The 22,300-nt window shown below is 73.7% G+C and carries 23 protein-coding genes; 9 read left to right on the top strand and 14 right to left on the bottom strand.

Annotated elements, in window-relative coordinates; all coding sequences use genetic code 11:
* Window positions 1-224 precede the first annotated feature (224 nt).
* The 3 genes from FQ330_RS00965 to FQ330_RS00975 form a co-directional block, all read right to left on the bottom strand.
* Window positions 225-1,862 carry a fucose isomerase gene (locus tag FQ330_RS00965; RefSeq protein WP_146354489.1) on the bottom strand — a complete coding sequence of 546 codons (1,638 nt, stop codon included), beginning with the start codon at window positions 1,860-1,862 and terminating at the stop codon, window positions 225-227.
* A 10-nt stretch (window positions 1,863-1,872) separates the two neighbouring features.
* Window positions 1,873-3,360 (bottom strand): FGGY-family carbohydrate kinase, encoded by a 1,488-nt coding sequence (locus FQ330_RS00970; RefSeq protein ID WP_146354491.1) that lies wholly within the window; start codon window positions 3,358-3,360, stop codon window positions 1,873-1,875.
* A 185-nt stretch (window positions 3,361-3,545) separates the two neighbouring features.
* Window positions 3,546-5,222 carry a stealth family protein gene (locus FQ330_RS00975; protein WP_404799824.1) on the bottom strand — a complete coding sequence of 559 codons (1,677 nt, stop codon included), beginning with the start codon at window positions 5,220-5,222 and terminating at the stop codon, window positions 3,546-3,548.
* 183 nt (window positions 5,223-5,405) lie between these two features.
* Here FQ330_RS00975 and FQ330_RS00980 point away from each other — a divergent pair, with 183 nt between their 5' ends.
* Window positions 5,406-6,317: a phosphodiesterase gene (locus FQ330_RS00980; RefSeq protein WP_225792623.1), complete on the top strand. Its 912-nt coding sequence runs from the start codon at window positions 5,406-5,408 to the stop codon at window positions 6,315-6,317.
* Between the two features lie 28 nt (window positions 6,318-6,345).
* Here FQ330_RS00980 and FQ330_RS00985 read toward each other — a convergent pair whose 3' ends face one another.
* Window positions 6,346-7,185 carry an LmeA family phospholipid-binding protein gene (locus FQ330_RS00985; protein ID WP_146354495.1) on the bottom strand — a complete coding sequence of 280 codons (840 nt, stop codon included), beginning with the start codon at window positions 7,183-7,185 and terminating at the stop codon, window positions 6,346-6,348.
* Between the two features lie 26 nt (window positions 7,186-7,211).
* Entirely contained in the window at window positions 7,212-7,658 is a 447-nt protein-coding gene (locus FQ330_RS00990) for an SRPBCC family protein (RefSeq protein ID WP_146354497.1), read from the bottom strand.
* A 52-nt stretch (window positions 7,659-7,710) separates the two neighbouring features.
* On the opposite strand from FQ330_RS00990, the gene FQ330_RS00995 reads away from it, so the two are divergent.
* Window positions 7,711-8,214 carry a VOC family protein gene (locus FQ330_RS00995; protein ID WP_146354499.1) on the top strand — a complete coding sequence of 168 codons (504 nt, stop codon included), beginning with the start codon at window positions 7,711-7,713 and terminating at the stop codon, window positions 8,212-8,214.
* Window positions 8,215-8,382: 168 nt separating this feature from the next.
* Here FQ330_RS00995 and rocD read toward each other — a convergent pair whose 3' ends face one another.
* Both rocD and ddaH read right to left on the bottom strand, forming a co-directional pair.
* Window positions 8,383-9,630, bottom strand: a complete 1,248-nt coding sequence (rocD, locus tag FQ330_RS01000) for an ornithine--oxo-acid transaminase (protein ID WP_225792624.1) — start codon at window positions 9,628-9,630, stop codon at window positions 8,383-8,385.
* Between the two features lie 11 nt (window positions 9,631-9,641).
* A complete protein-coding gene (gene ddaH / locus FQ330_RS01005) occupies window positions 9,642-10,499 on the bottom strand; it encodes a dimethylargininase (RefSeq protein WP_225792625.1) in 858 nt (285 codons plus the stop codon).
* Window positions 10,500-10,591: 92 nt separating this feature from the next.
* Here ddaH and FQ330_RS01010 point away from each other — a divergent pair, with 92 nt between their 5' ends.
* Both FQ330_RS01010 and FQ330_RS01015 read left to right on the top strand, forming a co-directional pair.
* Window positions 10,592-11,029: an Lrp/AsnC family transcriptional regulator gene (locus FQ330_RS01010; protein ID WP_128189093.1), complete on the top strand. Its 438-nt coding sequence runs from the start codon at window positions 10,592-10,594 to the stop codon at window positions 11,027-11,029.
* A 42-nt stretch (window positions 11,030-11,071) separates the two neighbouring features.
* A complete protein-coding gene (locus FQ330_RS01015; RefSeq protein WP_128189094.1) occupies window positions 11,072-11,488 on the top strand; it encodes an NUDIX hydrolase in 417 nt (138 codons plus the stop codon).
* A gap of 236 nt (window positions 11,489-11,724) precedes the next feature.
* On the opposite strand, the gene FQ330_RS01020 is transcribed toward FQ330_RS01015, so the two are convergent.
* The 3 genes from FQ330_RS01020 to FQ330_RS01030 are packed head-to-tail and all read right to left on the bottom strand — an operon-like array spanning window position 11,725 to window position 14,168.
* A complete protein-coding gene (locus tag FQ330_RS01020) occupies window positions 11,725-12,417 on the bottom strand; it encodes a hypothetical protein (RefSeq protein ID WP_146354503.1) in 693 nt (230 codons plus the stop codon).
* Between the two features lie 55 nt (window positions 12,418-12,472).
* The gene (locus FQ330_RS01025; RefSeq protein WP_192575795.1) at window positions 12,473-13,792 is read right to left on the bottom strand and encodes an FAD-dependent monooxygenase; all 1,320 of its coding nucleotides are present in this window, start codon (window positions 13,790-13,792) and stop codon (window positions 12,473-12,475) included.
* Window positions 13,793-13,817: 25 nt separating this feature from the next.
* A complete protein-coding gene (locus tag FQ330_RS01030) occupies window positions 13,818-14,168 on the bottom strand; it encodes a nucleoside triphosphate pyrophosphohydrolase family protein (RefSeq protein WP_205649614.1) in 351 nt (116 codons plus the stop codon).
* A 36-nt stretch (window positions 14,169-14,204) separates the two neighbouring features.
* On the opposite strand from FQ330_RS01030, the gene FQ330_RS01035 reads away from it, so the two are divergent.
* Together FQ330_RS01035 and FQ330_RS01040 are read left to right on the top strand one after the other, a co-directional pair.
* A complete protein-coding gene (locus FQ330_RS01035) occupies window positions 14,205-14,702 on the top strand; it encodes a beta-class carbonic anhydrase (protein WP_128189097.1) in 498 nt (165 codons plus the stop codon).
* A 71-nt stretch (window positions 14,703-14,773) separates the two neighbouring features.
* A complete protein-coding gene (locus FQ330_RS01040) occupies window positions 14,774-15,943 on the top strand; it encodes a MalY/PatB family protein (RefSeq protein ID WP_146354507.1) in 1,170 nt (389 codons plus the stop codon).
* Between the two features lie 82 nt (window positions 15,944-16,025).
* Here the strand turns inward: FQ330_RS01040 and FQ330_RS01045 are convergent, their stop codons facing one another.
* The gene (locus FQ330_RS01045; protein WP_225792626.1) at window positions 16,026-16,973 is read right to left on the bottom strand and encodes a nucleoside hydrolase; all 948 of its coding nucleotides are present in this window, start codon (window positions 16,971-16,973) and stop codon (window positions 16,026-16,028) included.
* Window positions 16,974-17,037: 64 nt separating this feature from the next.
* On the opposite strand from FQ330_RS01045, the gene FQ330_RS01050 reads away from it, so the two are divergent.
* Window positions 17,038-17,742, top strand: a complete 705-nt coding sequence (locus tag FQ330_RS01050; RefSeq protein WP_146354511.1) for a GNAT family N-acetyltransferase — start codon at window positions 17,038-17,040, stop codon at window positions 17,740-17,742.
* Here the strand turns inward: FQ330_RS01050 and FQ330_RS01055 are convergent.
* Both FQ330_RS01055 and FQ330_RS01060 read right to left on the bottom strand, forming a co-directional pair.
* Window positions 17,735-18,091 (bottom strand): VOC family protein, encoded by a 357-nt coding sequence (locus FQ330_RS01055; protein ID WP_146354513.1) that lies wholly within the window; start codon window positions 18,089-18,091, stop codon window positions 17,735-17,737. The two genes, FQ330_RS01050 and FQ330_RS01055, sit on opposite strands and share 8 nt — an antisense overlap.
* A gap of 64 nt (window positions 18,092-18,155) precedes the next feature.
* Window positions 18,156-19,046: a CPBP family glutamic-type intramembrane protease gene (locus FQ330_RS01060; RefSeq protein WP_404799825.1), complete on the bottom strand. Its 891-nt coding sequence runs from the start codon at window positions 19,044-19,046 to the stop codon at window positions 18,156-18,158.
* 116 nt (window positions 19,047-19,162) lie between these two features.
* Here FQ330_RS01060 and FQ330_RS01065 point away from each other — a divergent pair, with 116 nt between their 5' ends.
* Window positions 19,163-19,957, top strand: coding sequence for an ABC transporter ATP-binding protein (locus FQ330_RS01065; protein ID WP_146354515.1), 795 nt, complete (start codon window positions 19,163-19,165; stop codon window positions 19,955-19,957).
* Window positions 19,954-21,261: an FtsX-like permease family protein gene (locus FQ330_RS01070; RefSeq protein WP_146354517.1), complete on the top strand. Its 1,308-nt coding sequence runs from the start codon at window positions 19,954-19,956 to the stop codon at window positions 21,259-21,261. The genes FQ330_RS01065 and FQ330_RS01070 overlap by 4 nt, the downstream gene beginning before the upstream one ends.
* Before the next feature lie 9 nt (window positions 21,262-21,270).
* On the opposite strand, the gene fgd is transcribed toward FQ330_RS01070, so the two are convergent.
* The gene (gene fgd, locus FQ330_RS01075) at window positions 21,271-22,275 is read right to left on the bottom strand and encodes a glucose-6-phosphate dehydrogenase (coenzyme-F420) (RefSeq protein WP_146354519.1); all 1,005 of its coding nucleotides are present in this window, start codon (window positions 22,273-22,275) and stop codon (window positions 21,271-21,273) included.
* Window positions 22,276-22,300 lie beyond the last annotated feature (25 nt).

Raw genomic sequence — 22,300 nt, forward strand, 5'->3', positions numbered from 1 at the left:
TTCCGACTGCCGGAAAGATCCGACCTATGATGCCCACACTGGCGCATCCACCGCAAGTTGTATCTGAATGTATCTAACGCTGCGCCGTCGCGCTACTTCCGCTCCATCACGAGCGGATAACGGTTCGATCACGGCGTCCCGCCGCGCGGCATCGCCGTCGGCGCGGAACGGCCGGTCGGAAGACATCCGACCGGCCGCCTCCGGCGACGTGGCGCTGTGCCGGCTCAGAGCGCGACGTCGCCGCAGAGGTGCACCTCGAGCCCCATGCCCGCGAACATGGCGGCCTTCGCCGCGAGGGCGCGGTCGGCCGCCTCGGCGTCGGGCGCGTACGCCACCTGGATGTGGTTCGACTTGTGCCGGGCCATCAGCTGGTCGCGGCTCACGCCGTGCAGCACGGCGTGCATGATCGGCCACTGGTGGTCGGTCGAGTCGAGCCGGCGCTGGGTCTCCTCCTCGGGGAGCTCGACCACGTGCGCGCGGCCGATGTCGGCGTGCAGCGCGCCGTCCATGACGAACACCCGCGACCAGACGATCTCGCCCGGCTTCGAGACGCCCGAGAGCGTGCCTCCGCCCTTCGGGAAGAACATCGGCACCTGGCGCATCGAGTACGAGCGGTCGTAGCCGCCGTTGTGGCTCGCGGGCACCGACCCCGAGATCTCGAAGACCCAGACGAACTCGCCGTCGTACTCCTCGCCCCAGCGGATGTCGTGCAGCGTCGTGGCCGGGTCGAAGCCCATCGCGGTCCAGACCCGGTTGGTGACGAGCGCATCCACCGCCACGCCCTCGTCGACCTCGTTGAAGTGCGGCAGCGGCGCCCCGGCCCAGAGCTCGCGCTCGCCGTCGCGCGAGCGCACCGGCGGGCGCTCGACGTTGTTGAGGAGGCCCTCCGCGAGGTCGGAGGCGGCGCACTGGTCCTTGAGGCCCTGCTGGTACTGGATGCCGATCGCGTCGACGCCGTAGTCGTCGCCGATGCGGAGCGCCGCGATGTACATGCGCATCTGGCTGAGCACCTGCTCGCGCGTGAGCTCGGTCGCGTCGTCCTGGCCCCAGTGGAAGGTCAGCCCAGCCTGCTCGAGCCAGGTCAGCGCGGCCTCGGCCTCGGCGTCGGGCACGAGCGCCATCTCGGCGAGCAGCGCGCTCTGCGAGAGGCGCTCCTTGTAGATGCCGGTGGGGTTCAGCATCTCGTCGTCGATGATGGCGTTGTACATGCCCATGCAGCCCTCGTCGAAGATGCCGATGACCGCGTGGTCGTCGCGCAGCTGCTCGGCCAGCGCGGTGCCGAGGCGCGCCTCGTCGCTGTCGGGGACGGCGCCGAGGTCGCGCACGTGCGACGTGTCGTGCTCGATGCTGCCGGTCTCGAGCCACTCGCCGAGCTTCGTGCGCGCCCACTCATCGGTGAAGTCGCGGCTCCACAGGATCGAGTGCTCGATCTCGGCCTTCGTGAGGCTCGCCGTCAGGTTGAGCAGGCCCACGAGCCCGGGGTACTGACCCTCCCAGTTGGCGACGATGAGGATGGGCCCGCGGTGGGCGCGGAGCCCTGCGAGCACGTGGTGGCTGTACTGCCAGACGGCGTCGACGACCACGACCGGCGCGTCCTTCGGCACCGACCGGAAGACCTCGATGCCCCGCGCCTGCGAGTCGATGAAGCCGTGCCCCGTCTCGGGGTCGACGCCGTGGGCGCGCTCGGTCTCCCAGCCGTGCGCGGCGAACGCCTCCCGCACCTGCTCCTCGAACGCCTGCTGCGCGGGCCAGCACGTGGTGTTGGCGGCGAGCCGCAGGTCGCCGGAGGCGACGGTGTAGACGGTGGTGGGCGCGGCCTCCGGCCAGGTGCGGCGCTCGGGGATGGCGTAGGCGGTGGTCATGTCGGTCCTCTCAGTGGGCGTCGGTGCGACGCGAGTCGATGAGTGCGTGGGCGATGTCGCGGGTGGCGGGGTAGAGGTCGCGGTACAGGCCGTACAGGCGGCCGTATGCCGCGTGCCGGCCCGGGTCGGGCTCGACGATGTGCGACGGCGGGTTCCATTCGTCGATCTCGGGCGTACCGACGAGGCCTGCGGCGAGGAACGCGGCACCGAAGCTGGCCCCCACGGTCACGCTCGGCAGCACCTGGGGCAGGCCCGTGACGTCCGAGACGATCTGGGTCCAGAGGCCGCCGGTCGTGCCGCCGCCGATCGCGACGACCCGCTCGATGCGCGTGCCGGCCTCGCGCATGACCTCGATGTTGTGGCGCACGCCGAAGGCGGTGGCCTCGAGCGCGGCGCGGTACAGGTCGCCGGCGATCGTCTCGAGGCTGAGGCCGACGACGACGCCCCGGGCGTCCGGATCCTGCACGGGCGTGCGCTCGCCGGCGAAGTACGGCAGCATCAGCAGGCCGCGCGCACCGAGCCCGCTCTCGGCCGCCTCGCGCGTGAGCGTCGCGTAGTCGCTCCCGGCGACGAGGTCGCGGATCCAGGTCGTGATCGCGCCGGAGGTGGCCATGCCGCCGGCGAGCGAGTAGGAGCCGGCGCCGACGCCCCGCGTCGTCCACATGCCCGGGGCGCTCGGCCGCGCATCCGTCGTCGCGATGAGGAACATCGTCGTCCCGTACATGAGCATGAGGTCGCCGCTGCGGGTGGCGCCCGCGCTGACCGCCTCGGTCCAGGCGTCGATCGTGCCGAGCGCGACGGGGATGCCCTCGGGGAGGCCCGTCTCGCACGCCGCCTCGGCCGTGACGACCCCGGCGGCCTCGGCCGGCAGCGCGAGCCGCGGCTGGGCGATGCCGGGGGCGACGGCCTCCCACGCGCGGTCGTCCCAGGTCGCGGCGTCGAGGTCGTAGAGCGGCCAGCACTGGCTCGCCGAGTGGTGGTCGAGCAGCAGCTCGCCCGTGAGGCGGAGCGCGAGGAACGACGCGGGCATGGCGAGCGACTCGGCCCGCGCGTAGGCCTCGGGCTCGTGCTCGCGGATCCAGGCGATCTTCGGCCCCGCGGCCTGCGAGGTCAGGGCGCTGCCGCCGAGGGCGATGATCGCCTCGGCGCCGAGCTCGGCGGTGATGCGCTCGATCTGCTCGCCGGCCCGCGAGTCGACGCCGTAGAGGATGGCCGGGCGCACGGGCGCGCCGGCGCCGTCGAGCAGCGCGACGCACGGGCCCATGCCGCTCACGCCCACCGCGACCGGCTCGGCGTCGGGCACCGCGGCGAGCAGCTCGCGCACGATCGAGACGAGCTCGCTCCACCACCGCTCGGCATCCATCTCGACGTGGCCGGGTGCAGGCCGGTCGACGGTGTGCTCGCGGACGGCGGTCGCGAGCACGGCGCCCGATCCGTCGACGAGCACGCCCTTCGTGCTGGACGTGCCGACGTCGACCCCGAGGGTGGCGCTGATCATGTGCGAGCTCCTTCGATCCGCGCTCTAGCGTGCCAGAGATCGGATGTTCGCGCATCCATGCCGCCGGCGCGCGCGGCTCTCGCCCGTCGAGTCGGAGGGCGGCGCTCCATGTAGACGAGCGAAGGTCGGATGGTTCGCCGTCGCGTGGCGACTCGTCTTGTCGCGGCGCCGATCGCGCCGCTCGGCTAGAGCGAGAGGGTGCGGGGCTCCGCGGCCTCGACGGGACGATCGCGCTCCCACGGCGCCGGGATCGGGAAGTAGTGCTCGAGGAACTCGCGCACCGCGCGGGTGCGCTCCTCCACCGAGATCTCGGGGAACGAGCCGTCGTTGAGGCAGAACATGTCCTGGTCGCGCTTGCGCAGCAGCCGCTCCATGGCCGGCAGCGCCTTCCGCAGCGTCGTCTCGATGTACTGCACCTTCGCGGCGGTCTGCTGCACCGCCCGGCCCGTCACGAGCGCGTAGTAGTGGTACAGCGAGTTCGTCACCGAGATGTCGGTCGCCGAGCGGAAGCGCGCGGCCGTCGTGCGCCGGAAGTCCTCGGGGAACTCCGCCTCGAGCTCGGCCATGACGCTGCGGCGCAGCGGCGCCGCGCAGTGCTCGAGATGCCGCGTCGTCACCGCGCCGAAGCGCTCCCGCAGGAGCCGGCGGTTCGAGCGCGCCGCGTTGTCGTGGCCCGAGCGCTCCGGGTGGGTCTCCCCCAGCCCGATGCGGGTGGTCGCCTCGACGAACTTCGTGATGCCGCCGGGCGAGAAGAACAGGTCGGGCTTGAGCGCGCGCCCGAAGAACATGTCGTCGTTGGAGTACAGGAAGTGCTCGCTCAGGCCCTCGATGCGGTGCAGCTGCGCCTCGACCGCGTGCGAGTTGTGGGTCGGCAGCACCGACGGGTCGGCGAACATCGCCTCGGCCGGCACGAGCGTCACCCGCGGGTGCTCGGCGAGCCACGCCGGCGCCGGCGAGTCGGTGGCGATGAAGATGCGGCGGATCCACGGCGCGTACATGTGCACCGAGCGCAGCGCGTACTTCAGCTCGTCGATCTGCCGGAAGCGCGCCTCGGAGTCGTCGCCCTCCCCCACGACGTACGCCTGCATCCGCTTCGCCCGCTCGCGCTGGAAGTCGTCGCTCGATCCGTCGACCCAGGAGAAGACGATGTCGATGTCGAAGGTGACGTCGCTCGCGAGCGGCTCCCACATGTCCTGGATCGTCTGCCACTCGCGGCCGTAGCGCACCACGGTGGCGTCGATCGCCTCGTGGCGCGGCATCGTCGCGCGCATGACGGCGTTGGGCAGCGGCGCCACGATCGTGTCGTCGCCGAAGCGCCACAGCTCGAGCTGCACGGCGGTCTCGCGCCCGTACCGCAGGCGCCCGGCGGGCTCGACGCGCGGCCGGTACACGCGCATCGCGGATGCCTTGCGGTGCCCGGCGAGGCGGCCGTCGGCGAGCAGCACGGGACCGTGGTGCGCAGCCTTCGCTGGCGCGATCGCCTCGGCGTAGAAGGGCTCGTCGGCGAAGGCGCCCGCGAGCACCGCCGCGAGCTGCTTGCGTCGCGCGCGGTCGACGGCGACGATCGGCCGGCCGTCGTCGTCGCGCACGAGCAGGAACGGGATGTCGGCCGCGTCGAGCGCCGCGCCGAGCGCGAGGAGGTCCTCGACCATCGACTCGTGCGGCGTGCTGTGGCCGTTCGCGAGCGCGTACCGGCCCTTGCGCACCACCACGTCGTCGCGGTCGAACCGGCCGAAGCGCCCGCCCGAGGGCACGAGCACGAGCTCGGGCGCGTCGGAGACGCGGATGCCGGGCTCTGCGTGGGGGTCGGAGCGCGAGAACGCGCTCGCGGCACCGGGGCCGTGCTCTCGCTCGCTGCTCACGTCTGGAAGGGCTCCTGCCTCTGGGGGACGCCTCCATGGTACTGCCGGGGCCCCTGGCCCCATCGGGCGCCGTTCGACCTGCATACACGCCGCGTTCACGCCACGTTCTCGGGCACGTGCTGGGCTAGCGTTCCAGCAGTGCCCGACGCTGCGCACGAACCGAGAGATCGGATGGGACGACCCGTGACACACCGCACGGCCGAGCACCCCCGGCCGGACCACTTCCTCCTCCACATCTCCGACACGCACCTGCTCGCCGGCGGCGGCAGCCTCTACGGCCGGGTGCCGAGCGAGCAGCACCTGCGGCGGCTCTTCGCCGAGTTCGAGGCATCCGGCGCCCGTCCCGACGCGATCGTCTTCACCGGCGACCTCGCCGATCACGGCGAGCCGGACGCCTACCGGCGGCTCCGCGCGATCGTCGACCCCGTCGCGGCCGACCTCGGCGCGCGCGTCGTGTGGGTGATGGGCAACCACGACGACCGGCGCGCGTTCCGCGCCGAGCTGCTCGACGAGCCCGCCTCCGACGCGCCCGTCGACTCGGTCGTCGAGCTCGACGGCCTCCGCATCATCACCCTCGACTCCACCGTGCCGGGCTTCCACCACGGCGCCGTCTCCCCCGCGCAGCGCGCGTGGCTCGCCGAGGTGCTCGCGACGCGCGCGCCGCACGGCACGATCCTCGCGATGCACCACCCGCCGGTGCCGAGCGTGCTCGACCTCGCCGTGTCGGTCGAGCTGCGCGATCAGGCCAACCTCGCCGAGGTGCTCGCCGGCTCCGATGTGCGCGCGATCCTCGCGGGGCACCTGCACTACTCCTCGACGGCGACCTTCGCCGGCATCCCCGTCTCGGTCGCATCCGCCACCTGCTACACGCAGGACCTCAACGTGCCGGTCGGCGGCACCCGCGGCCGCGACGGGGCGCGCGCCTTCAACCTCGTGCACGTCTACCCGACGACGGTGCTGCACTCGGTCGTGCCGCTCGGCGAGTTCCCCGCGCTCGACTGGATCGACTCCGTCGAGACCGAGCGGCGGCTCGCCGATGCGGGGTTCCGCATCGCGCCCGCGACGCGATCGGCCGGCCAGCTCGTCGACGCCTGAGGCGGCGACCGCCGGCCGGGCGCCGTGCTCAGGCCAGCCGCGCCTCGATCGTCACCGCGTCGGTGACGGTCACCTGCACGTCGTCGACGCGGATGCCCTCCGGCAGCTCCGAGGCGAGGTCGATGCGCCGCCCCTCGAACCGCTCGATGCGGCCGCGGGCGGCGCTCAGCATCGCCGCGACGAGCGGGTTGCCGCTGTCGACGTGGATGTCGGTCAGCGTCACGCCCATGCGGTCGTCGATCGAGGCGCTCGCCGAGCCGCGCACCGAGGCGCCGAGCAGCCCCTTCCGCACCTTGCCGTCGAGCGTCAGCCGCAGGTCGCGCGGCCCCGTCGCCTCGACGTCGATGTCGAGCCGCGACACCGAGATGCCCCGCTCGGCGAGCGCCGACTCGGCGAGCCCCAGCACGGCGCGGCCCAGCTGCTCCTTCGGCACCGAGACGCGCGCGTGCCCGTGCAGCGGCCGGGCGGCGCTCGGCCGCCCGAGCTCGACCGCGAGCTCGCGGTTGTCGGTCTCGATCCAGGCGAAGGGCACGTCGGCGAGGCTCGCCTCGAGCGTCACCTCGGCGCCCGAGACGCGCATCGGGTCGGCGTGCACGCGCAGGTCGCGCAGCACGGCCGGCTCGCGCGCGACGGTCGCCCCCTGCGGCTCGAGCCGCACGCGGTCGCGGTCGTGCTCGCCCGCGAGCACGAAGCCCGTGAGGTCGAGGTGCAGCCGCACGACGTCGGCGCCGTCGAGCTCGGCCTCGATGCCGGAGGTGCACGCGATGCCCGCCGGCTCCGCCGCGATCACGAGGGTGCGGATGCGCTTGGCGAGCTGGGCGCCGTCGGTCGGTCGGGGCGCGCGCCCGAGGAGGATGCTGTCAGCCACCCCGCGAGCCTACGCCGGATCGCCCGTCAGTCCAGTTCGAGCGCGGCGCGCATGCCCTGCTCGGCGCGCCGCATGACGGTCGCGTGCTGCGCGGCGAGCACCCGGTGCAGCACCGGGCTCGCGAGGCGCAGCAGGGGCTTCCGCGCATCGACCTCCTGGGCGAAGGCCACCCTGGTGCCCACACCCTCGGGGCGCACGCGCCAGGCGCTCCAGCCGTCGAGGTCGCCGCGGATGCTCGCCCGCAGCTCGTCGTCGGCGCGCGCCTCCTCGGCGATGGAGATGCGGATGCGGTACCCGGCCGGCGCGCGCACCTCGAGGTCGGCGGCGCGGGCCCGGGCCGCCGGCGCGGCGTCGAGCACGCGCACCCCGGGCCACCAGCGCCCGTAGCCCGGGACGTCCTCGAGCAGCGCGAGCACCGCATCCGCCCCCGTGTCGAGGTGCCAGGCGTGGTCGAAGCGGTAGCGGGTGCGCATCGGCCCATCCTGCCCCTGGCGCCTGTGCGCGGCCCGGCGTACCGTCGCGGCCATGAGCAGCCTCGTCGTGCACTTCGAGATCCACGCCAGCGAGCCGCAGCGGCTCATCGACTTCTACTCGCAGCTGCTCGACTGGCGCTTCGAGCGGTTCGGCGAGGTGCCGTACTGGACGATCGCGACCGGCGAGGGCTCGCGCTCGCTCACGGAGCCCGGCAGCGGCATCAACGGCGGGCTCACGCAGCGGGAGGGGCCGGCGCCCGCGCCCGGGTCGCCGGTCAACGGCGCCAACCTCGTCGTCGCCGTCGACGACGCCGACACGACCTACGCGCGGGGCCTCGAGCTCGGCGGCACCGGCGCGCTGCCGCCGACCGACATGCCGCAGGTCGGGAGGCTCGCGTACCTCGCAGACCCCGACGGCAACGTCTTCGGCCTCATCTCGACGACGCTCTCCGACGGCACCTCGGTGATGGGCGACGAGGCGCAGCCCGACCTCGAGCGGCCGGTGCACGGCGAGAGCGTGGCGCTCGACCCGATGCAGTCGACGCCGGAGCCGTAGCGCGCTCGGTCGCCGGGGCTACGCCCCGACGGCCTCTTGGTCTCGCGACGCCGGCCGGGAGGGCCGGCTCCTCGACCCGCTCGGTCGTCGGCGCTACGCCCCGACGGCCTCTTGGTCTCGCGACGCCGGCCGGGAGGGCCGGCTCCTCGACCCGCTCGGTCGTCGGCGCTACGCCCCGACGGCCTCGCGAAACGCGTCGACGAGCATGTCGAGGTCGCGCTCCTCGATGACGATCGGCGGCGCGAGGCGCACCGTCTGGCCGTGGGTGTCCTTCGCGAGGATGCCGCGCTCGAGCAGCCGCAGGCACACCTGGCGGGCGGTGCCGACGGCCGGATCGATGTCGATCCCGGCCCAGAGCCCCACGCCGCGCACCGCGGTGACCCCGTGGCCGACGAGCTCGCCGAGGCCCGCGTGCAGGCGGGCGCCGAGCTCGCGGGCCCGCGCCTGCATCTCGCCCTCGCCGAGCATCCGCACGACCTCGAGGCCGACGGCCGCCGCGAGCGGGTTGCCGCCGAAGGTCGAGCCGTGCGAGCCCGGGGTGAGGACGCCCAGCACGTCCTCGTCGGCGACCACGGCCGACACCGGCACCACGCCGCCGCCGAGCGCCTTGCCGAGCAGGTAGACGTCCGGCACGACGCCCTCGTTGTCGCACTGGAACGTCGCGCCCGTGCGGCCGAGCCCCGACTGGATCTCGTCGGCGATCATGAGCACGCGCTCGCGCGCGGTGATCTCGCGCACGCGCTGCAGGTAGCCGGCCGGCGGCACGTTGATGCCCGCCTCGCCCTGGATGGGCTCGAGCAGCACCGCGGCCGTGTTCGGCGTGATCGCGGCCTCGAGCGCCTCCGCGTCGCCGAACGGCACCCGCACGAAGCCGGGCGTGAACGGCGCGTAGCCGGTCGTCGCCTCCGGGTCGTCGGAGAACGACACGATCGTCGTGGTGCGGCCGTGGAAGTTGCCCTCCATCACGATGATCTCGGCCTGACCCGCGGGCACGCCCTTCACCTGGTACGCCCAGCGGCGGGCCACCTTGATGCCCGACTCGACCGCCTCGGCGCCCGTGTTCATCGGCAGCACCATGTCCTTGCCGGCGAGCGCGGCGAGCGCCTCGACGAACGGCCCGAGCGCCGCGGAGTGGAACGCGCGGCTCGTGAGCGTGACGCGGTCGAGCTGCGCGTGCGCGGCGTCGAGCAGGCGGCGGTTGCCGTGGCCGAAGTTCACCGCCGAGTAGGCGGCGAGGCAGTCGAGGTAGCGGCGGCCGTCGACGTCGGTCACCCACGCGCCCTCCGCCGTCTCCACGACGACCGGGAGCGGGTGGTAGTTGTGCGCGGCGTGCGCCTCGACCTGCTCGATCGCCCGCTCGGTCGCGGCCGACAGGGCCGTGCCCGTCGCCGCATCCGTCGTCGTCTCCGTCGTCATCGTCGCCTCCGTCATCGTCGCAGCTCCAGGGTGCAGCACTTGATCCCGCCGCCGCCGCGCAGCAGCTCGCTCAGGTCGAGGCCGATCGTCTCGTAGCCGCGCTCGGCGAGCTGGCGCGCGAAGCCCTCGGCGCGCTCGGCGATCACCATGGTGCGGCCGTCGCCGAACGAGTTGAGGCCCAGCACGGATGCGTCGGCCTCGTCGACGAGGATGGCGTCGGGGTAGCGGCGCTCGAGCTCGGCCCTGCTGGCGTCGTCGAAGGCGCTCGGCAGGTAGGCGATGCTCGTCTCGTCGAGGATGGCCATCGCCGTGTCGAGGTGGTAGAACGCCGGGTCGACGAGGCGCAGGCTCACGACCTCGCGGTCGAAGATGCCGCGCACCTCGTCGTGCGACTCGAGGCTCGTGCGGAAGCCGTGGCCGGCGAGGATCGTGCCGTTGGAGAGCAGGAAGTCGCCCTCGCCCTCGTTGATGTGCTTCGGCTCGTGCACCTCGAAGCCCTGCTCGGCGAACCAGCGCATGTAGGCGGGGCCCTCGGGCACCCGCTGCTCGTAGGTGAACAGCGCGCCGTAGGCCTTCCCGTCGAGCGTGAGCCCGCCGTTGGCCGCGTAGACCATGTCGTTGAGGCCCTCGACGGGCTCGATCTGGTGCACCTCGAAGCCGAGGCGGTCGTAGGCGTCGACGAGCGTCTGCCACTGCGCGACGGCGAGGTCGGTGCTCGTGGGCTGGTCGGGATCCATCCAGGGGTTGATGCGGTAGGTGACGTCGAAGTGCGCCGGACGGCACATCAGCACGGTCTTCTGGACGGCCGTGCGGGACGCGTCGGAGGGGGTCGCGGTCTCGGGGCGCGCGTGGGTCATCTCATGCTGCATGTCATCCAGGGTCGCAAACAATCGACGCATCAGTGGGGGTCAGCACGCATGTTTCTTGCGATCTGGCCGATCGTGACCGTAGAATCCTGCATATGGATCGGATCGACCACGGCATCATCGATCAGCTGCGCCTCAACGCCCGGGCCGGCTACGCCGACATCGGCGCCGAGGTCGGCCTCTCCGCCTCCGCCGTCAAGCGCCGCATCGACAAGCTCGTCGCCGACGGCGTGATCCGCGGCTTCACCGTGCAGGTCGACCCGGCCGTCGAGGGCCTCGCCACCGAAGCCTACGTGGAGCTCTTCTGCCGCGGCACCGTCTCGCCCAGCGACCTCAAGCGCATCCTCTCGGGCGTGCCCGAGATCGTCGAGGCCGGCACCGTCACGGGCGAGGCCGACGCGATCGTGATCATGCGCGCGCGCGACGTCATCGCCCTCGAGGAGGCGCTCGAGAAGGTGCGCGCCGCCGCGACCGTCGACCACACCCGCTCGGCGATCGTGCTCTCGAAGCTCATCACCCGCAACGCGGGCTGAGGGCTCCGCCCGGCCGGGCTCGGCGCGGCCTAGCCTGGTCGCATGCGCGTCATCACCGTCTCGGCGATCTGCTTCGAGCGCGCCGACGGCGCCGTGCTCACGGTGCGGAAGCGCGGCACCAGCGCCTGGATGCTGCCCGGCGGCAAGCCCGAGCCCGGCGAGACCGCGGCCGAGTGCGCCGTGCGCGAGGTGCGGGAGGAGCTGGGCGTCGAGATCGCGCTCGAGCGCATCGAGCCGATGGGCGACTTCGAGACGCGCGCCGCCAATGAGGCCGGCTTCGCCCTGCGCGCGAGCGTCTTCCGCACGCGCGATGCGATCGAGCCGAGGGCGCAGGCCGAGATCGAGGCGGTGCGGTGGATCGTGCCCGCGATCGGCGTCGAGGACGAGGCGGAGGCGCCGCTCAACCGCGAGCACGTCTTCCCGCTGCTGCTCGCCGAGCTCGCCGCGGCCGAGCGCTAGGAGCGCGATCGGCGCCGGGGACGGAGAACGGGGCCCGACCGATGGTCGAGCCCCGTATCGGACGGCCGCCTCACAGCGCGCCGCGCATCTGCCCCTCCAGAAAAGACTGGGCTCCCTCTGCATCCCGTCGCCGCAGCGCCGAGACCCTGTCATGGCCCGAATTTCCCCTCGCGGGGCCCCAGCCGGGCCGTGCGTTCACCGTACGCGCGCTCCCTAGGAGCCGTCGATGGGGAGAACTACCCATCCCTGTATGCGACCGCGCCGCTCGAGCGCCGAGGCGTGTAGTCGCGCCAGGTGTCCCGGTAGTGCGCGTAGCCCGAGCGCATCGAGACGAGGGCCCACACGAGCCCGACGACGACGCCGGCCGCCACGGCCCATCCGACCTCCGCAACGACGTCGACGAGCGCGCCGGCCAGCAGCCCGTAGACGCACGCGTTCACCACCATGATGAGCACGGGCGAGCTGCCGAACAGGTGGCTGAAGACGCTGCGGCGCCGCAGGAACGAGTAGGTGCGCTCCATGCCGGCCTCGTCGTCGGTGACCGCCGCGAGGAAGACCTCGCGCACGTGCGGGTCGAGGTCGACGTAGGCGCCGCGCAGCCGGTTCATCGCGACGACGTACATCATCTCCTCCTCGGCGACGTTGACGACCCGCAGCTGCGTCATGAGCCCGATGACGCAGAGGAACGCCAGGATCGCGAGCATCGCGGGCGAGAACCAGCCCGAGAAGCGCGACACCTGGCCGAGCAGGCCCATCGTCACGAGCCCCGCCGAGACGAGCGTCAGGAAGATCGTGATGCGGGTGAGCACCTCGCTCTGCGCCGTGCCGCGCGCGGCGAGCAGACCCCAGTGCTCGGTGGCGAGGATCTGCGCGCGGCGCCCGAGGGCCGCGTCGGACTCCGGCGCTGCTGCAGTGCCTCCGTCGGCCATGGCTCATTGTCCAGCCGCGCGCCCGGCGGCACCAGGGGTCGCGTCAGGGGTCGCGTCAGCGCTTGGCGCGCGGGCTGCGCCAGTGCAGCATCCAGTCGCCGGCGATCTCGGCGAGCGTGGTCGGCAGCAGGTTGTAGGCGCCGTTGCGCGCGGCGACGAGCACCGAGCTGCGCGTCTCGGTCGTGACGCGCGCGAGGCGGTGCGAGAGCTGCTTGAAGCGGTCGGTGCGGCGGATGCGCTCGCTGTCGTAGGCGCGCAGGGCCTGCTCGAGCGGGTGGTCCTGCAGCAGGATGCCGAGCGTCGCGGCGTCCTCGAGGGTGAGGCTGCCGCCCTGGCCGAACGTCGGCAGCATCGCGTGCGCGGCGTCGCCGAGCAGCACCACGCCGGGCCGGTGGAACGACTTCAGGGGCGTGGGGAGCCAGTGCAGGTCGCGTCGCATCACCGAGGCCTGCGGCGTGGCGGCGATGTGGTCGCGCACCTCGGGCGCCCACGTGTCGAACCGCTCGCGCGCCGCCTCGAGCTCGTCGCGCGACGTGCGTCCCATCCGGGCGTGCGCCATGCCCCACCAGTAGACGCGGCCGCCGTCGATCGGCACCATGCCGAACTCGGCGCCGCTGCCGACGTACTGCCGCATCCCGCTCGGCGAGTCGGCCTCCGCCTGCACGACGCCGTACCAGCAGGTGGCGCCCGAGTAGTCGGTCGCCGCCTTCGGCCAGAGCGCCTTCCGCACGGCGGAGTCGATGCCGTCGGCGCCGATCACGAGGTCGGCCTCGATCGTCTCGAAGCGCGACTCGCGCGACTCGCGCACCTGCTGCTTGGTGGCGCGGCGCTCGGCGCGCCGGTCGATGGGGTCGTCGCCGGGCTCGAGGGCCCGCTGGAGCCGGCGGCCGAGGCGGATGCCGCGCGCGCGGTCCTGCCGCTGCTGCCGCTCGAGCCTCGCGTCGGTGGCATCGGGGTCGGCCGCGCCGTGCTCGATCGTGACCGACGGGCGGGCGCCGGACGACGCATCCGTCACCCCCACGACGCGCATGCCGGTCTCGACCTCGCGGCCACCGCCGACGATGTCGAGCAGGGTCGAGCGGTGCAGCGCGTGCAGCGCGCTCGAGTCGAAGGTCGAGCCCTGCTGCAGCGGCGAGCCCTGATCGGTGAAGACGCCCTCGGGCATCGAGCGCACGGCGCGGTCGCGCACCTCGTCGCCGACGCCGAGCTCGTCGAGCGCCTCGAGGCCGTTGCTCGCGATGGCGATGCCCGCACCTGTCGTGCGTGGCCGCTCGGCCGCCTCGAGCACCCGCACCTGCCAGCCGGCGGCCTCGAGGCCGCGGGCGGCGGCGAGCCCGCCGAGTCCTGCACCGACGATGATGGCGGTCTGCGTCATGCCCCCGAGGCTAACCCGTGCCGCCTCAGTCCTGCTGGGGCGCGTCGTGCTCGCCGGCCCGCTGCGACACGCGGCGGTCCCAGACGAGCCACTTCTCGTCGATCGCCTGCTCGATGTCGACGCCCGTGGCCTCCGCGAGCGCGAGCAGCATGCCCACCGCATCCGCGAGCTCGAGCGCGAAGCGGCGATCGATCTCCTCGGGGCTGTGGCCCTTGTCGCGCTGCCGCCCGGTCTTCGCGAGCCATGCCTGCACGACCTCGCCGACCTCCTCCTGCAGCTTGAGCACGAGCCAGTCCGCGTCGCGCTCGAAGCCGTAGACCTCGGCGTAGCGGAGCGAGATCGCATCGATCTGCTGGGCGAGGGCGCGCATCTCCATGCGGGCCATGCTCGCACGCGGCCCTAGATTGTGAGCATGGACTCCGCTTTCGACGACCTCCTCCAGCACAACCGGGACTTCGCCGCCACCTTCGCCCTGCAGGGCTTCGACGGCGTCGCGAAGTCGGGCGTCGCGATGGTCACCTGCATGGACTCGCGGATCGACCCGCTCGGCATGATCGGGCTCGAGCCCGGCGACGCGAAGATCCTGCGCAACCCTGGCGGGCGCGCCACCGAGCGCACGCTCGTCGCGCTCGTGCTGGGCGTCAACCTGCTGAACGTCGACCGCATCCTGCTCGTGCAGCACACGCGCTGCGCGATGGCCTCGAAGTCGGAGCGCGAGCTGCTCGTCGACATCTCGCAGGCCGCGGGCGTCGACGCCTCGTGGCTCGACCTCGGCGCGATCGAGCACCAGCGCCTGTCGATCATCCAGGACGTGCACCGCGTGCGGTCGCACCCGCTCATCGGCGAGCGCGCCCAGATCGGCGGCTTCCTCTACGACGTCGACACGGGGCTGCTCGAGCAGGTCGCCTGACGCGGCCCGCCCCTGGCCTGATCGCTCCGCCGGGCCTGGCACCGGACCGGCCGAGCGTTCAGGATGGGGTCATGGTGAACCCCTTCGAGCAGGTGCCCCTCGAGCGGCTGCGCGAGCGCACGAGCATCAAGTGGCGCTTCTTCGATCCCGACGTGCTGCCGCTGTGGGTGGCCGAGATGGATGTGCTGCCGGCTGAGCCCATCACTCGCGCCGTGCACGACGCGATGCTGCGCGGCGACACCGGCTACCCGTGGGGCACGGGCTACGCGGAGGCGTTCGGCCGCTTCGCCGCCGACCGCTGGGGCGCCTCGGTCGAGGTCTCGCGCACCGCGCTCGTGAGCGACGTCATGATGGGCGCGTTCGAGCTCATCCGCCTCCTGACGCCGCCCGGCGGCGCGGTGATCGTGACGAGCCCGGTGTACCCGCCGTTCCACGCCTACTCGGCGCACGCCGAGCGGCGGGTGGTCGAGGCGCCGCTCGGCGACGACCTGCGGCTCGACCTGAGCGGGATCGAGGATGCGTGCGCCCGGGTCGGCGACGCGGGCGCGGTGCTGCTGCTGTGCAACCCGCACAACCCGACCGGCACCGTGCACACCCGGGCAGAGCTCGAGGCGCTCGCGCAGGTCGCCGCGCGCTACGGGGTGCGCGTCATCTCCGACGAGGTGCACGCGCCGCTGCTGTTCGACGCGACGTTCACGCCCTACTGGGAGGTCGACCCGCACGGCTTCTCGCTCACGAGCGCGTCGAAGGCCTGGAACCTCGCCGGGCTGCGCACCGCCCTCATCGTCGGCGGCGCCGAGACCGGCGCGGACCTCGGCGAGATCGCGGAGGTCGTGAGCCACGGGCCGTCGCACCTCGCGTCCATCGCGCACGTCGCCGCGTTCGACGAGGGCCGCGGCTGGCTCGACGAGGTGCTCGCGGGGCTGCGCGGCAACCGGGCGCTGCTCGCGCGCCTGCTGGCCGAGCACGCGCCGTCGATCCGCTGGCAGCCGGGCGAGGCGACGTTCCTCGCGTGGCTCGACTGCCGGGGCACGCGCGTCGCCGAGCCGGGATCGGTCGCCGACCCGGGCTACGTGGGGCTCTCGACCGGGCCGGCCAAGGCGTTCCTGGAGCAGGCGCGCGTCGGGCTGAACGCCGGCGAGGCCTTCGGCGCCGGCGGCGAGAACCACGTGCGCCTCAACCTCGGCACCCGCCCGGACGTGCTCGAGGAGGCGGTGCGGCGGATGGGCCGGGTCGCGTAGCGCTCCCGGGACCCCTTCGACCCGACGGGACCCGGTGCACCGGGTCCCGTCGGGTCGATCGGGTCCCGCTGGCGAGCGGGCGCTACGGCGCCGCCGCGATCAGGTCGACCATGCGCTCCTCGAAGCCCGGCTCGACCTCCATCACGACGCGGTGGCGGGCGCCCTCGCGCTCGGGCCACTCGCCCCACGCGCCCTCGAGCGTCGTGGCGGTGCGGCCGCGCGAGGGCCCGTCGCCGCAGTCGACCGTCACGTCGACGATCGGCGAGAGCGTCGTGCGCACGAGCCCCGTCGCGACCGCGAGCGCGAGCGCGTCGTGGTTGCCCGACGCGCGCTGCCCCGTGTAGCCCTCGTAGTAGCGCAGGTAGAAGTCGAGGATCCGGTCGCAGAACTGCCCCGCCGCTCCCCCGGCGGCGAGCCGCTCGCGGTGCGCGTCGGTGATGAGCGACGTCATGGTCACGTCGAGCCCGACCATCGTGAGCTCCCACGGCGCGTCGAAGACCACCTGCGCCGCCTCCGGGTCGTGCCAGATGTTGGCCTCTGCCGTCTCCGACACGTTGCCGGGCGCGAGGGCGGCGCCGCCCATCACGGTCACCTGGCGGATGCGCTCCGGCAGCGTCGGGTCGGCGTCGAGCGCCGCCGCGAGGTTGGTGAGCGGCCCGACGGCGACGATCTCGAGGGCGCCGGCGTGCTCGTGGCTGAGCCGCAGCAGCAGCTCGACCGCGCTCTCGGCCGCGAGCTCCGGCACGTGCGCCGTGTCGGCGCATCCGCCCAGCCCGTCGGCGCCGTGCACCTCAGGGGAGAAGACGGCTCGCGCGCCGCTCCGCGGGCCGGCGGCGCCGACCGCGATCGGCACGTCGCCGTGCCCGACGAGCCGCAGCACCTCGGAGGTGTTGCGGGCGCCCTGCGCCACGTCGACGTTGCCCCACACGACCGTGCACCCGACGAGGTCGATCTCGTTCGAGAGCGCGGCCGTGAGCAGGGCGAGGGCGTCGTCGATGCCCGTATCGACGTCGAGGAGCACGCGGGTCACGGCTTCGAGCCTAGGCCTGGCGAGCCTCCCGTGCCCCGCGCACGCGAGGACGACACTGGTCGCCATGATGGGCATGCCGGATGTGCCGCAGCGCGACCGCGCACGGCTCCGGGCGGCGTGGGCCGAGGCGCTGGGCACCGCGCCGCGCGCCTTCGACGGCGACGGCGTCACGCCCATCGCGCGCGACGACCTCGACTCGGTGGTGGTCGTCGAGCTCGGCACCGCGATGGTCGTCGCCGGGCCGGCCGCGGCGCTCGCCGCCACGCGGACGCTCGGCCGCGCGGCGCTGCGCGACGCGGCCGCGATCGCCGAGGCGCTGCCCGGCTCGCGCGCGATCGGCTCGGCGCACCTGCTCTTCACGGGCACGCGCCCCGCGCATCCGCCCCACGAGGTCGTGCCGGCGACCGACCGCGACCTCGTGCTCGTGCGGGAGGCGGTCGCGCTCGAGGAGTGGGAGGAGGCGGGCGTGGAGCCGATGGAGCGGCACTGGGCCGTGCGCGACGGCGCGCAGCCGCTCGCGGTCGCCGGCTACCAGCGGTGGCGCTCGACGATCGCGCACATCGGCGTCGTGGCCGCCGCCTCGCATCGCGGGCGAGGCCTCGGCGGCTCGGTGGCGGCCGCAGCGGTGGCCGCAGCGATCGACGCGGGGCTCGTCGCGCAGTGGCGCTGCCGGGTCGGCAACCCCGCGTCGCTGCGGATCGCCGACGCGCTGGGCTTCACGCGCGTCGGGGTGCAGGCGGCGGTGGCGCTGCCGACCGGCGTCAGCTGAGGCAGAGGCAGAACGGATGCCCGGCGGGGTCGAGGAAGACGCGGAAGGTCTCGCCCGGCTGGTGCTCGTGCTTCGTCGCGCCGAGCGCGAGCGTCGCCGCCTCGGCCTCGTCGAGGTCGTCGACGACCACGTCGAGGTGCATCTGCTGCGGGTGCTCCTGCCCCGGCCAGTCGGGCGCCGCGTAGCCCTCGACCTGCTGGAAGCAGATGCACTGGCCCTCGGGCCCGCGGATCTCGACCCAGTCGTCGGCCTCCGAGACGGTGTAGTCGAGCAGGGCGCCGTAGAAGCGCCCGAGGGCGGCGGCGTCGGGGCAGTCGATGACGACGGAGGGGTAGCGTGCGATGGCCATGCGGGCGACGCTACGCCCGGCGGCCGACATCCGGAACCCCGGATGCGCGCGGCCCGAGCACGGGTCAGAACCCGTGCACGAGGGGGAAGATCGGCAGCGCCTCCTGGTGGTGCGCGTGCACGATCACGAGCCACACGACCGCGTCGAACAGCAGGTGCACGGTCACGACGTAGAAGAGGTTCTTCGTCCAGGAGAAGATCGCGCCCTGCACGAGCGCGAACGGGATCGTGAGCAGCGGCCCCCACGACTGGTAGCCGAGCTCCCACAGGAACGAGACGAAGATCGCCGCCTGCAGCAGGTTGGCGAGCCACGGCCGGAAGTGCCGCATCAGGAGCGTGTAGACGGTGCAGATGAAGAACAGCTCGTCCCACAGCCCCACGGCGTTGACGCCCACGAACAGCCGCGCCACCTCGTGCGCCTCGTCGACCGCGGGCCAGTTGCGGTAGACGCCCGAGGTGAGGAAGTAGAACGGCAGGATCAGGTAGGCGAGGAAGATGACCGCCACGAGGTACGTCCACATGCGGCGCGTCCAGCGCCCGCCGGCCCACGGGAAGCGGATCGCGTGGTCCTGGAAGCCCCAGCGGGTGATGACGTACGGGATGAGCACGGCGCCGCCGAGCGCGACCGTGAAGCGCGCGATGCCCTCGTTCGTGATGTCGGCGTGCAGCGAGATGAAGCTGATCCACGTCAGCGCGATGGCGATGAGCGCGAGGTCCTGCCCGAGCTTGCGCGAGCGGCCCGCGCGGTCGGTGAGGATGCCGCCGACCACGCCCGCGACGAGCGGCAGGTAGCCCCAGTCGGTGAGCACCCAGAACAGCAGCACCGCGCCGAGCGAGACGAGCGCCGCGGGCACGATGGCGATCGGATGCGTCGGGGCGCCCTCGGCGGCGATCGCCAGCGAGCGCGGCCACGGCGCGGGCCGCGGCGCGGGGGTGCTCTCTGCGGCGATCGTCACGCGACCAGCCTACGGAAGGGGGCCTGGTCATCCGCACGGATGATCCGCATCCGCCCCCGGATGCAAAGGCGGCCGGATCCCGCCCGCGGCGGCCCCGGCGCTGCTCGGATGGGGCCATGCACAGCGACCGACTCGACGCGCAGCGTCTCACCCACACCTACGGCACCGGCGACGCGGCAGCGCCCGCGCTCGCCGACGTCTCGATCACCATCGGCGCGCACGGCCCGGAGGCCGTCGCCATCATGGGCCCCTCGGGCTCCGGCAAGTCGACCCTCCTGCACGTGCTCGCCGGCATCGTCGCCCCCGACGACGGCCGCGTCGCGTGGCGCGGCCGCGACCTGGCGACCATGCGCGACGGCGAGCGCACCCGGCTGCGCCGCAGCGACTTCGGCTTCGTCTTCCAGTCGGGGCAGCTGCTGCCCGAGCTGCCCGCGATCGAGAACGTCGCGCTGCCGCTCATGCTCGGCGGGGGCTCCCGCACCGGCGCCGAGGCGGCGGCCGGCGCGCTGCTGCACCGGCTCGGCCTCGGCGACATGCTCACGCGCCGGCCGGGCGAGCTCTCGGGCGGGCAGGCGCAGCGGGTCGCGATCGCCCGCGCGCTCGTCGGCAGCCCCGGCATCGTCTTCGCCGACGAGCCGACGGGCGCGCTCGACCGCTCCACGGGCGACGCGGTGATGAGCCTCCTCATCGGCGCGACGCTCGGCCACGGCGCCTCGCTCGTCGTCGTCACGCACGACCCCGAGGTGGCCGCGATGTGCTCGCGCGTCGTGCGGCTGCAGGACGGCCGGATCGTCAGCGACGAGCCGGCGGCGAGCGCCGCCCCGCCCTCGTACGGCGCGGTGCGCGGCGAGCGCGTGGCGAACCCCGCCCGCGACGCGCTGCAGCAGACGTGGATCGAGGCGTCGCGATGAGCGCGCTGCGGCTCTGGCTGCGGCTCGCCCGCGCCATCGGTCCCCGCGCGACCGACGTGCTGAGCGCGACGGCCTTCGCCTTCGCGACCGCGGCGCTCCTCGCGGTGCTCGGCGGCGTCGAGGCGTTCCGGATGCGCCTCGAGACCGGCGTCGTGGATGCGTCGTCGGGCGCGTTCGTGCTCACCCTCGCCTTCGTGGCGGCCGCGCTGCTGCTGCCGGCGGTCTGGACGCTCGCGCAGGCGGCCGTGCGGCTCGCGGTCGCCCGGCGCGACGACCGCCTCGCCGCCCTGCGGCTCGCGGGCGCGACGCGCGGCCAGGTGACCGCGCTCGCCGTGCTCGACGCCCTCGCGCAAGCGGTCGTCGGCGTGCTCGTGGGGGCGATGCTCGCGCTCGCCGTGACGCCCGGGCTCGCGCGCATCGAGTTCCAGGGGCAGCCGTTCGGCCCCACCGAGCTGCTGCCGCCCGTGTGGGTGTGGGCTGCGGCCGGCGGCGCGGTCGTCGCGATCGCCGTGGGCGCCGCGCTCGCGTCGCTGCGCCGCGTGCACGTGACGCCGCTCGGCGTCGCGCAGCGGGTGCGGCCCCGGCGGCTGTCGCTCTGGCGCGCCGCCGGGTTCGCGCTCGCCGCCGCCGCCTACGTCGTCGTCGTGGTGCTCGACCTGGTGCCGAAGGAGACGGCCGTGTCGATCGCGCTCGTGTCGATCGTGGTGCTCGCGTACACGCTGCTCGGGCCGCTCGTCATCCAGGGCGTCGCGTGGCTCGTCGCGAAGGGCGCCCGCAGCCCCGCGACGCTGCTCGCCGCTCGCCGCGTGGTCGACGACCCGCGCGGAGCGTTCAACATCGTCGGCGCGATGGCGATCGCCGTGATGGCCGGCGGCTTCGCATCGCTCGCGCCGGCGATGGCCGGCGGCACCGACCAGCTGAGCGCCGACATGGCGACCGGCGCGGCGCTCACGATCGCGATCGCGGGCGTGCTCGGCGCGGTGCTCGCGGGCATCGCCCAGTCGGCGAAGGTGCTCGACCAGCGGCGCGAGCACCAGGCGATGCACCGGATGGGCGTCGACCTGCCCGTCATGCGCGCTGCCATCGTGCAGCAGGTGGCGCTGCCGCTCGTCATCGGCGTGGGCGGGGCTGCCGGCGCCGCGCTGCTGCTGATCCTGCCGACCTTCATGCTCTGGATGTCGAGCCCCGGGTCGGTGCTCACGTGGGCGCTGCTCACGCTCGGCGCGGCCGCGGTGACGCTCGCGGTGACGTCGGCGGCGCTGCCGCTCGTGCGCCGGGTCGCGACGGAGGCGGCGCCGGCCTGAGCTGCGCGGCTAGCGGGGCAGGAGCGGCAGCACATCCTCCGAGAGCTGCTCGAGGAAGCGCCGCTGGTCGTGCCCCGGCCCGTGCAGCACCAGGTGGGTGAAGCCCAGGTCGACGTAGTGGGCGATCGCGCCCGCGACCGCCGACGCATCCGACCCCACGATCCAGCGCCTCGCCACCTGCTCGATGGGCAGCTCGTCGGCGAGGCGCTGCATCTCGATCGGGTCGTGCACCGCGTGCTTCTGCTCCTGCGTGAGCGAGAGCGCGCCCCAGAAGCGGGTGTGCTCGAGCGCAGCGTCGGCGTCGCGGTCGTACGAGACCTTGATCTCGATCATCCGGTCGACCTCTGCCGAGGCGCGCCCGGCCTTCTCGAGCCCCTCCTCGAGGTTCGCGACGATCGTGTCGCGGTAGTACTCGTCGCCCTTGCCGGAGGTGCAGATGTGCCCGTCGGCGAACCGCGCGGCGTAGCGCGTCGTCGCGGGGCCGCCGCCGGCGACGTAGATGGGGATGCGCGCGCCCGCGTCGGCGGGATCCGGCCGGTCGTAGATCGTCGCCCCGTGGGTCGCGTAGTACTCGCCCTCGAAGTCGACCCGCTCCTCGGCCCACAGCTGCCGGATGAGGCGCACCGACTCGCGCAGCCGCGCGAAGCGCTCCTTCAGCTCGGGGAACTCGACGCCGATCGCCTGCTCGTTGAGCGCCTCGCCGGTGCCCACGCCGAGGATGAGGCGGCCCGGGTGCACCTGCCCGAGCGTCGCGAACTGCTGCGCGACGACCGCCGGGTGGTAGCGCAGCGTGGGCGTGAGCACCGAGGTGCCGAGCACGATCGACGAGGTGCGCTCGAGCGCCATGCCGAGCCAGGCGACCGCGTTCGGCGCGTGGCCGCCCTCGTGCCGCCAGGGCTGCAGGTGGTCGCTGATGAACGCGCTGTCGAGCCCGACCCGCTCGGCGAGCTGCACGAGGTCGAGCAGCTCGGCGGGCGAGAACTGCTCGGCGCTGGCCTTGTATCCGTACCGCATGGAGCCAGTCAAGCACCGGCTCCTG

The sequence above is a fragment of the Agrococcus sediminis genome (assembly GCF_007923295.1).
Lineage (GTDB): Bacteria > Actinomycetota > Actinomycetes > Actinomycetales > Microbacteriaceae > Agrococcus > Agrococcus sediminis.